Consider the following 10,286-nt stretch of genomic DNA (forward strand, 5'->3'; position numbering starts at 1 on the left):
GCAAGTTAAACAGTGCGCTTCATCTACAAGCGCACTGATGTATTTTACGGTTAAGCCATTTTCTGTACTTCTGTCACATATACACAGTTACGGCCACGGTTTTTCGCACTATATAACGCTAAATCAGTCGCATCTAAAAAGCGCTGGTAATCTGGATGACCATCGTACTGTGTACAACCAATACTCACGGTAAAGTTAAAGTCTTCCCCCACAGATGTTTGCAATGTCGTATCTTCAATACACATTCGAACATTTTCTGCGACCATTTTGGCGCGGCTCAAGTCGCTATCGACCAGTAAAAGTAAAAATTCTTCGCCACCTATACGGAAAGCATAGTCACTGCCCTTGCTGAATTTTTGTAAGGTTTCAGCAATAAACTTTAGTGCCATATCGCCTGCCGCATGGCCATAACGGTCGTTCACGGTTTTAAAATAATCTGCATCCAAAGCAAGCAAAGAAAGCGCTGATCTATGTTTACGTGCATAGCTAATTTCACGCCCTACAATGGTATTTAAATAACGGCGATTTAATAACTGGGTTAAGGCATCATTACCAGATTCGATGTATTCGGTCACTTGAAATAGCTGATCAACCAAATGCTGAATTTCACGGTTAATACTTCGGATTTTCTGCACCATCAGCATTAATTGTTCACGACCTTCTAACAGCATACATTCTTCTGTCAATGCATCTATTTCATATATTCGTTTTGTGATTAATCCAACTTGTTCTGAACCCGTAAAAGCATAAGAAGCCTTATGTATAAACCATAAACCAAATTCAGATTTTGAAAATAGCTGTTGATAAAACTTACCTTGGCCCGAGAAAATCTTAAACATCAAATCATTTTCCCAGTCGAGTAATGAACCACGCTGACGGTCTTTGTGTACTGCCACATCCTGCATAGCAGAAAAGAGTCGATAACTGTGCTTAACTTCGTGGTTTTTAGCCGTTTTATCCTCATAAGTACGGCACATAATCTCGGTCGAAAACCCGAGCAGTTGCACCACATAACTCACCACATTCATGTAGTTGGTACTGTTGTCTGAAGCAATATATTCAAACATTGTACGTTCTATTTCACGTACACCACGCATAATAAGCCATGATGGAATGCCTACACGTGCATGTACATTACCCACCTTTTGTTGTCTTAATACAGCACTTTCATATTGACCATTTAATGCCACATTAAAAGTTTCTAATAACCATGCTTTTAATGTATCTATTAAGCGTTTCTGAATAATATTATCTGAAAAATATTCGGCAGATTCAGGCTCAAGTAGCATTTGCTTATAAAATGCAGCAACAAATGCATCAAGATTTTTTGTAGTTAACTCCACTGTTAAATGGTGATCTAGCGCAGAGTATTGATCACAAATACTTTTCCAAGTCTCAGAAAGTTGAATAGAAACATTTTGGGGCATGATATATTATGCTAAGGTTTACAGAAGTTGGCATAATACAGCTGTTACTACACAAAAAATAGGTTATAAATACATTGATTTTTCTTTCATTTTCAAAATTATAACTATGATTAATATAAACTTAATAATTATTCAAAACCTTTTATGAAAACTTAAGCAAAGTAGCCATCCTTCACAGCGCCACCAGTTGAAAAGTGCCCCACATATTCATCACTCATTACCTCGGCGCTGGATTGCATCATATTATTTTTTCACACGACGATTGACCCCGTTAAGCAAATGTCACTATTGAAAGAAATAACGATAGCCTAATTTGACTTCATTCCAATCTGACCGATTTTGCAACTGATATTCATAACTCAAATTTAAGCTATGTTGTGGCCGAATCAGATATTGAATTTGCTGGTTCAGTCGAAGATTCCATTGATGACTGTCCGACCAATAGGGCATTTCCAACTGAGTCAGGCTATTGATATTTGAATTCCATACCGTCTGACAGCCCACTGTTGGTCCTACACCTATGCGCCAGCCATCATCCAAAGCAGATGAGGCTTGAACATTACTTTGCAATTGTCCATAACATAACCAGTTATGTACTGCATTGGCCCAGCTATAACCTGCTTGTGTCGTTAAACGTGCGACGCCATGTTGTGTGTTTTTACTAAACTGACCTCGTTCATCTAAAGCTTCCTGCTGCCAACCTAAGTTAAACCCCCAAGACAGTGGGTTTTTAAAGGGTGAAATTGGGTTATAGGAATTGACTGAGAGAAGCTCTAACTGCTTCAGTTTTAACTGATCATCTTGATAACGCAGTGCACCTTCTAAAAACTTAAGCTGTGTTCCTAAGCGATACCCCCAAGGCGGATCAATTAAATCATGATAGGCCTGCCGATGTGATATTTCGACAAATCCCTTGCCTTGCGATTCGCCCGTCGCCAACATTACATTTTTAGCATAATGCCCTTGTGATGGATCATGCTCAGGCGTAGAGACCTCTTCGCGCTGTTTATCTAGCTGAATTTGACTACGTAAAATTAACAGTTGACGTAAGCGTGGTTGTGCAAATGTTGCAGGCACTTTAGATGACGTAAGAGCCAAATATAAATCGTCATAGCCCATTTCTAGAATTTTTGCTTGATCATTCTGTGTATACGGCGCAAGTGCAGATGACATTTGTGTAGGCTCAGACCACGCCACTTGATGTGCCTGACCAGCCAGCTGTGCCCCATGCTGTTTGGCCTGTGCCAGTAATTGTGTTTCTAAAGCTGGTCGATATATTTTTTGGCTGACCAAACCCTTTTGCTCTAAAATTTTTATGGTTTCAATAGGGATTGCAGTGTGTTTAAAATTTTCTGCTAAATGCAACTCAGGGCGGACCAAATCAAGCAGGCCTAAAATACGATATGCACAGTTATCACTCACAAAATAATAAGGAAAACTGACATGCTGCATTTCCCAAATATGAAGCACCAGAAACTGCGTTTCCTGCTCTGTTAAATTCAGCTCATATTCCCACAAATCACGACTTTCAAAATCGCCATATTCCTTCACTTTGCGATAATATGGCATCAGTGAATATTCACCAGGATATTGTCCTGTTAAACCCTTCCATGCATAAGACCAGCTCTCTGCGCTTTGTACCGTTGCCGCATAATTGATTGCATAAGATACTAAGTTCAGCTGTTTTTGATTGGCAGGATCTATCCTTAATAAGGTATGACCAAACATCGAGCTAGGATTGCCCATAAAGTCAGTGGCATAAATCACTGTGGCTTTATAAGGCTTAATTTTACTGTACCAATCATCTAAATCAGGGCAATGAACTACAGGCAACTCAGCTGCAGGAATCTCTAGTACCTGAATAAGCCATTGGCTACGTGCAGGAAATTGGCAACCTACTGATACATTATCTTCACTGGCTTTAAATAATGCCTCTATATTGGCATCTAGCTCGGCTTGTAAATCTTGTGCACCCTTCGCACTGACAAAATACTTTGCATACTGAACATCACTTTGCCCTTTCTCATTACGATACATTAAAGCTTGCCATGTTGGCCGCTGCGCCAATTGAAGCGTATGTGCTTGCTGTATATAGTGCTGAATTTTCTCCGCATGAATCACATATTGACGAGATGAGTTCTGAATCGGCGTAGGCGTATTAGCTGAATTTATCGGACTCGCTTGAGCAAGCTCTGTCGCAACAAGCCCTACACTTGGAATACACAGTAGCACCAACCAACACAGTAATTTCATAGTTTATAATCTAAGCAATAATATGAATCAAAAAGACATAAAAAACCCCGTCATATAGACAGGGCTTTGTGCTGCATGATTATACGTATGCTTTGAGCACTTCGTCTTTCGCCATTACTGACTGTAAAGAAGACAATACTTGAAGTGAATTTGAATTTTCAGATGCGTAAATTTCTGCAAAATTAGCTTTAGATACCGCAAAGAAACGTGCTTTATCTTCTGCTTTAATATGAAGTAATTCAGCCAATACATTCAGGCTCTCACCTTGACCTACTGCCATATCACGCGCCAAAGCTTCAGAATTTTCATTGGTAAATGTCACTGCTTGTGCAGTTACTGTACCTGAACCATTACAACCAATCGTACCAAATGTAATACCAAAAAGTTGGTTAAAGAAAATGCCATTTGTTGTTGCTGCTAGTAATTTTGGAAGCTTACCAGACTGACCAGCCCATACTTGTGAACCGATACCACAACCCGCATCACGATCAGCAAATGCAGCTGTTGAACCTACTGCTAAAACGGCAGCTAAAGCTATTTTTTTTAACATGATGTTTCTCCAGAAATCACTTTATGAGTGTCATTTTTTAATTAGCGTATTACTTTACGCAACTGTAGATTAGACGAAAGCTTTACCCAAAAGCAAAGCTATTTTGAAGTCAAATTGTAATATTCGACCAACTACTGATTTGGCTCAGCTTTTAAGCGCCATTGGCCTAATTGGCTACGTTCACCCAGTATGTTTAACACCAGAACCAAACTCAATAAAAGCAATAAATACCAAGAACCTAACTTCGCCCACCCCACCATGTGCCATGCATCGACCTGACTCGGATACAACCAAATTTGATAAAAAGTACTAATATTTTCTGCAATCCAAATAATAAAGGCCAAAACAACCAATACAGGTAACATTGGCAATTGGAATTGATGAGAATTCAATCTAAATGTGATTTTAGTTTTCCAGAAAATAAACACACTCCATGCAAACAAAACCGCACGGTAATCCGGAATAAAAAACTTGCTCATAAAGTTAATATAAGACAGCACAGCAAGGCTGAGCATATTGGCAATGCTAGGAAGTTTCTCAAATGAAACCTGATATAAACGCAAGGAACGCGCAAAAAAGCTTCCCACTGCCGAATACATAAACCCAGCAAATAAAGGTACAGTGAGTATTTTAAATACCGCAGGCTGTGGGTATTGCCACGATGCAATTTGCGGATGAGTTAAAAATATTTCCATGACCATTGCAACCACATGAAATAGCGCAATGACTTTAGCTTCAGCCCAAGATTCTAATTTTAAATACAGCAAACAGATCTGAATAATTAGGGCATAAAATAATAAATAGTCGTAACGGAAAAAGCCCCAATGTTCTGTGCTTCCCATCGAAGCCGTCACCACAAAGGCAATTAACAGCAGTATCCCAAATAAGGCAGCCGAAGCTGCCTTATATGAGAACTCAAAACATGATTTTAAAATGGCAATCACTGTTGAATCCTAAGTATTTCCAAGTATGTTTTACAAATACTTAGCGCTGTATTCATGCACAGTATCAATGAATGCACGTGGGTTTTCAGGATCGACCCATTGTGTAATTCCATGACCTAAGTTTGCAACATAGCCCGTTTTTTCACCATTGGCATAAGCATCATCCAACATCGCTTTGGTGGCTTTGGCAATTGAAGCTGGCGTGCCATATAAAGTTGCTGGGTCTAGATTACCTTGCAATGCTGCACGGCCTGCTACTGTTTGACGTGCAGTGTGCAAGTTGGTTGTCCAATCTAGGCCAAAAGCATCTGCACCCGTTGCGATCATTGGCTCTAACCACTGACCACCACCTTTGGTAAATAAAATGACTGGGACTTTACGACCATCTTTTTCACGCTGTAAACCATTCACAATGCGTTGCATATAATTCAACGAAAATTCAATGTATTCGCGATGTGCCAAAGCACCACCCCAGCTATCAAAAATCTGCACCGCTTGTGCGCCTGCATCAATTTGTGCATTTAAATAATCGGTTACAGCATCGGCTAAGTGCGACAACAACGCATGCAAAACTTCAGGTTGTGCATACATCATTTGCTTGGTAAAACGAAAATCCTTACTTGAACCACCTTCAACCATATAAGTTGCTAGCGTCCAAGGGCTACCCGAAAAACCAATCAGTGGAACTTGACCACCCAAAGCTGAACGAATGGTTGACACTGCATTCATGACATAATCTAAGTCAGATTTGACATTTAACTTAGGTAAATTCGCAACATCTTGCTCGGTACGTACTGTTTTATGAAATTTTGGACCTTCACCTGTTTCAAAGTACAGACCTAAGCCTAAGGCATCAGGCACGGTCAAAATATCTGAAAATAAAATCGCAGCATCAAGCTCATAGCGACGTAAAGGCTGTAAAGTGACTTCACAAGCAAAATCTTGGTTTTTACATAGCGATAGGAAGTCACCCGCTGTCGCACGCGTGGCACGGTATTCTGGTAAATAACGTCCAGCTTGACGCATCATCCAAACAGGTGTTGTATCAACTGGTTCACGCAATAAAGCACGCAAAAAACGATCATTTTTTAAGGTCGTCATGTACTTTCCTATCATTTCTCGACATTTCGCCCATAATAACAAAAAGGCTCATAATTTAATAACTTCTCAGCGTTTTAAAAACCGATCAAGTTCAATGCTAAAAATGATAATTACACAAAACAATTACTGCACCGCCCATTTTTTTCTGCAATACTTGTAGCCGTTTTTCACATAGTAAATGAATAATTCTTAAGGTTGAATTATATGTTCGTTCGCACAATACTCACTTTGAGTTTAAGTTGCATATTTGCTGGTACAGCTTTAGCCGCATCTACTGCTGAACAACCATTAAATCCAAAAGTTCTCACAGATGTTGCTGTTCAAGACCCAATTGATCCTCTAGCTTCTGACGCTGCTTCTTCGCCTGTCGCGAATACTTCTGCAAAAATTACTGCTCAAGAACAAAAAGATTTAAATAGCGCTTCTGATACGCTCAATACATTACAAAATACTGAAGATCAGACAGCTGATATTGGTAATGCTACAACCACAACAACGCCAGCGACAACCTCACCTGCGGCTAAAGCCTCTTGGACTTTAGATGGCATGAATAATGCGCAGTGGTTTGAAAATATTGGTAAAGGCCAATTCCCTGTTTATGCACGTGCACACGTGATGCTAAACAATGCGCATGCGTCACCTGGTGCAATTGATGGCTCTAGCGGTAAAAACACCTTAAAAGCGATTGCCTCTTTCCAACAGATGAATGGCATTAAACCTACAGGTACACTGACCAAAGAAACTTGGGATAAGCTTGTTGCTAACCAAGCTGGCAAAGCTGCATTTATTGAATACACCATTACCGATGCAGATATTAAAGGCCCGTATGCAAAGTCAATTCCACATGACTACGCACTTCAAGCCAAAATGCCAGGCTTGTACTACACACGTGTGACTGAAATGTTAGGTGAAAAGTTCCACATGGACGAAGATTTCTTAAAGAAATTAAATCCTAAAGCAACTTTTGCAAAAGCTGGTGAAAAGATCATTGTTGCGAACATTCGTAACGAAGTACCAGAAGACATTCATTTGATTGTTGCCCATAAAGGTGCAAAACAACTGTATTTATTTAACAGTCGTAACCAAATGATCGGTTCATTCCCTGCAACCATTGGTAGCTCAGACACACCATCACCAACAGGTACATACAAAGTGACAGGCGTTGCACCAAACCCTTGGTACAGCTACTCGCCATCTAACTTTGTTCAGGGCAACAACAAAAAGCCACTGTCATTACCACCTGGTCCAAATGGTCCTGTCGGCAATATCTGGATTGGTTTAAGCAAAAAATCATTCGGTATTCACGGTACACCTAATCCGTCTGCAATTTCTAAAACTGCTTCACACGGCTGTATCCGTTTAACCAACTGGGATGCTAACGATCTTGGTAAGAAAGTAAAATCAGGCGTAACGGTTAAATTCTTAGAATAATCGAAGGCCTGCTTATGCTTAAACAAGGCGTTTTTTTACAAAGAGAAACGCCTTTTTCTATTTTAGATTACTAATATTTGACCACTATAACCCAAATAATATGCACAGAATATCCATTGCCAATGTTGTAACTCAGCACCTTTTAGTCAAACTATGCTGATTAAAGCTAATTTTATCATCTCATTTTTGCAACATAATATTGCTTTTTCGCTGTATTTAAAACAGATATAAAACACTAAAATAACTTCAAGTTAAAAATAATACAGGAAGACCATCATGAATGCGTTCTTACATCCAAGTGAAAACCGTGGCCATGTGAAAATGGGCTGGCTTGAATCTAAACACAGCTTCTCTTTTGGTAATTGGTATAACCCCGACTATATGGGCGTGAGTGCACTTCGTGTAATCAATGATGACCTCATTGATGGTCATCAAGGCTTTGGGCAACATCCACATGACAATATGGAAATTTTAACCTGTGTGTTAAAAGGCACCATTACACATAAAGACAGTATGGGCAACCACGGCGGTATTGCTACTGGTGAATGGCAATTGATGAGTGCTGGTACAGGTATCCGTCATAGCGAAATGAATCAAGGCGATGAACAGGTACATTTACTGCAAATTTGGATTATTCCAAATGAGCGTGATGCAAAACCGAATTATCAACAGATTCGCCTTGACCCACATGAAGCGCCAAATCAATGGCATTTGATCTGTGGACCAAATGAAAATGCACCGATGCATATCCGTCAAAATGCGGAAGTTAAAACTGCGGTACTCAGCAAAGGTCAAAAACTACCTGTTGAGCAAACCCAGCATTTAAACTATGTGCATGTGGTAGAAGGCAAAATCAAAATTGCAGAACATACCATTGAAACTGGCGGTGCAATTGCCTTTCTAGAGCATAGTGAAATTGAAGCCTTAGAAGACACACAAGTGATTTGGTTTGATTTACCAGAAAAAGTGGCTTAACTATATTTAGGCTTCACTTTAAAAAATAAACACTTAAAAAGCCCTGATTCTTCAGGGCTTTTTTTAATTGCTTTTACTTTACACAAACAACCGATGATAACTGTGCTTAGCCCATTGTACGGTTGTGTTGCAAATTTTCTGTTTGGCGCAATTGCTCATAAGCCACAGGATCGAAAGCACAAGCGCTCAGTACAGTCGCTACGATTACAGCCGTCATTAGTTTTAACATTTCGTACATCCTCATTGCCAGCATTCTACAAAAGATCCACCCAAGCCCACTGGTAAATGCTTGTATTGGATTTGCTTGTTTAATGCGCACACTATAAAGAATGAATTTAAATCGTTAAAACTGTTTATTTTAATATTTACAATCTGTTTTTTAGATTAAAAATATTCTGACATATTCTTTAAATAAAAAAAGCTATTGTATGGCTAAGGTATTAAAAGACTTTCAAAGGCGTTTAGCTAAAGTCGAGACTCTCAGAAAGAACAAAGCGACTACTATTAAATTAGTAACCACTTTTGCACCTATTTTGACTTATGATGAGTGGGAAGCTATTGCTGTACTACATCAACAACAATTAGTTGATGATACAAGACATAATTAAAATGGTAAATCATCATCAGTTGATAATAATGCACTTAAAAAATCTTTTTCAGGCTTTTCCTCTTCTTTGACTTGTTTTTCAATATTAATTTTATCAACATTACTAAAAAATTTAGGAAATTTCTTAGAATCTATTTCGTGATATCCCATTAGTATTGCAAATTTTTTAAATAAAATTTTGTAAACTAAATTATTACTTCCATAGAATTTTCGTCTATCATAAATTTGTGAGTTATTCTCACTTACTTCTAAATACTTTTGGAACATTGCAAAATTATAATCAATTAAATAATCCTCAATGTAAATATTGAAATTAGCATCAGCCTCATCATAACTTGTAGAATTACCGTATTCCTCTAGCCCTAGCATCATAACTTCATTTTTAATTGAAAATTTCTCTGAAAGTTTTAATAGATATTTAAATGTTTCATGATTTGCTTTCGGTAAAAACTCTTTTAAATGTTCAGAAATATTTTTAGATAAAAATGGACAATAAATTTTCATTTTTTCATGTTTAGTTAAATAGCTAGAAAGTATTGCTCTACCACTCGAATCAAGTAGATCATAAATAAACTCAAATCTTGAGAGTAAGGCTATATAAACATATAAAATATTATCATCTGTAGTTACCTTATTTATGTAATCTTCCTTTTGAAAGATCTCCTTACACTGTTCAGGATAATGTGTGATTATTTGGAATAAAAATTCTGCATTAAAATGTCGATTTTCATCAATTTTAGGATCGCTTTTAATAAAGCAAAATTTCCATAATTCTTTTATTAGAATAGGAACTATTTCCTTTGGAAGATGTTTTATATATCTTTTTTGAATTACATCTTTAAATGCATCAATGTCCAATCCTGCTTCACGTAATGAACCGTACCGGGTTTGTCGGAGACTCAGTATTCTGAGAGAATGTTCCGATGACCAAATTAAAATATACCCCTGAAATCAGAGAAAGAGCGGTTCAATTATTGATTGAATCTGAAAAAGACTAT

The 10,286-nt window shown here is 38.2% G+C and carries 10 protein-coding genes; 3 read left to right on the forward strand and 7 right to left on the reverse strand.

The window, feature by feature from the left end:
* Positions 1-50: 50 nt before the first annotated feature.
* The 5 genes from HYG93_RS15940 to hemE form a co-directional block, all read right to left on the reverse strand.
* The gene (locus tag HYG93_RS15940; protein WP_120366286.1) at positions 51-1,427 is read right to left on the reverse strand and encodes a diguanylate cyclase; all 1,377 of its coding nucleotides are present in this window, start codon (positions 1,425-1,427) and stop codon (positions 51-53) included.
* Positions 1,428-1,712: 285 nt separating this feature from the next.
* A complete protein-coding gene (locus HYG93_RS15945; protein ID WP_120366287.1) occupies positions 1,713-3,680 on the reverse strand; it encodes a DUF4105 domain-containing protein in 1,968 nt (655 codons plus the stop codon).
* Between the two features lie 79 nt (positions 3,681-3,759).
* Positions 3,760-4,230, reverse strand: a complete 471-nt coding sequence (locus HYG93_RS15950) for a DUF3015 family protein (protein ID WP_106986282.1) — start codon at positions 4,228-4,230, stop codon at positions 3,760-3,762.
* Between the two features lie 131 nt (positions 4,231-4,361).
* The gene (locus HYG93_RS15955) at positions 4,362-5,171 is read right to left on the reverse strand and encodes a DUF817 domain-containing protein (protein WP_227865948.1); all 810 of its coding nucleotides are present in this window, start codon (positions 5,169-5,171) and stop codon (positions 4,362-4,364) included.
* A 33-nt stretch (positions 5,172-5,204) separates the two neighbouring features.
* On the reverse strand, positions 5,205-6,275 hold the full coding sequence (gene hemE / locus HYG93_RS15960) for a uroporphyrinogen decarboxylase (RefSeq protein WP_106986280.1): 1,071 nt from the start codon (positions 6,273-6,275) through the stop codon (positions 5,205-5,207).
* A gap of 204 nt (positions 6,276-6,479) precedes the next feature.
* On the opposite strand from hemE, the gene HYG93_RS15965 reads away from it, so the two are divergent.
* Together HYG93_RS15965 and HYG93_RS15970 are read left to right on the forward strand one after the other, a co-directional pair.
* Positions 6,480-7,706: a L,D-transpeptidase gene (locus tag HYG93_RS15965; protein WP_120365001.1), complete on the forward strand. Its 1,227-nt coding sequence runs from the start codon at positions 6,480-6,482 to the stop codon at positions 7,704-7,706.
* Positions 7,707-7,982: 276 nt separating this feature from the next.
* Positions 7,983-8,681: a pirin-like bicupin family protein gene (locus tag HYG93_RS15970; RefSeq protein WP_106986278.1), complete on the forward strand. Its 699-nt coding sequence runs from the start codon at positions 7,983-7,985 to the stop codon at positions 8,679-8,681.
* 106 nt (positions 8,682-8,787) lie between these two features.
* On the opposite strand, the gene HYG93_RS19530 is transcribed toward HYG93_RS15970, so the two are convergent.
* A complete protein-coding gene (locus HYG93_RS19530) occupies positions 8,788-8,910 on the reverse strand; it encodes a hypothetical protein (RefSeq protein ID WP_256733489.1) in 123 nt (40 codons plus the stop codon).
* Positions 8,911-9,109: 199 nt separating this feature from the next.
* Between HYG93_RS19530 and HYG93_RS15975 the strand changes: the two genes are divergently transcribed.
* Complete coding sequence (locus HYG93_RS15975; RefSeq protein ID WP_106986277.1) at positions 9,110-9,289, forward strand: hypothetical protein; 180 nt, start codon at positions 9,110-9,112, stop codon at positions 9,287-9,289.
* On the opposite strand, the gene HYG93_RS15980 is transcribed toward HYG93_RS15975, so the two are convergent.
* Complete coding sequence (locus tag HYG93_RS15980; protein WP_137287920.1) at positions 9,286-10,146, reverse strand: hypothetical protein; 861 nt, start codon at positions 10,144-10,146, stop codon at positions 9,286-9,288. The two genes, HYG93_RS15975 and HYG93_RS15980, sit on opposite strands and share 4 nt — an antisense overlap.
* Positions 10,147-10,286: the final 140 nt, after the last annotated feature.

Origin of the sequence: Acinetobacter sp. SwsAc6 (assembly GCF_013391565.1) — a bacterium.
Taxonomy (GTDB): Bacteria; Pseudomonadota; Gammaproteobacteria; order Pseudomonadales; family Moraxellaceae; genus Acinetobacter; species Acinetobacter cumulans.

Bases quoted from the DNA above. Each gene is read 5' to 3' on its own strand.
- HYG93_RS15940 (WP_120366286.1), bottom strand. From the start codon at position 1,427: ATGCCCCAAAATGTTTCTATTCAACTTTCTGAGACTTGGAAAAGTATT.
- HYG93_RS15945 (WP_120366287.1), bottom strand. From the start codon at position 3,680: ATGAAATTACTGTGTTGGTTGGTGCTACTGTGTATTCCAAGTGTAGGG.
- HYG93_RS15950 (WP_106986282.1), bottom strand. From the start codon at position 4,230: ATGTTAAAAAAAATAGCTTTAGCTGCCGTTTTAGCAGTAGGTTCAACA.
- hemE (WP_106986280.1), bottom strand. From the start codon at position 6,275: ATGACGACCTTAAAAAATGATCGTTTTTTGCGTGCTTTATTGCGTGAA.
- HYG93_RS15965 (WP_120365001.1), top strand. From the start codon at position 6,480: ATGTTCGTTCGCACAATACTCACTTTGAGTTTAAGTTGCATATTTGCT.
- HYG93_RS15970 (WP_106986278.1), top strand. From the start codon at position 7,983: ATGAATGCGTTCTTACATCCAAGTGAAAACCGTGGCCATGTGAAAATG.
- HYG93_RS19530 (WP_256733489.1), bottom strand. From the start codon at position 8,910: ATGTTAAAACTAATGACGGCTGTAATCGTAGCGACTGTACTGAGCGCT.
- HYG93_RS15975 (WP_106986277.1), top strand. From the start codon at position 9,110: ATGGCTAAGGTATTAAAAGACTTTCAAAGGCGTTTAGCTAAAGTCGAG.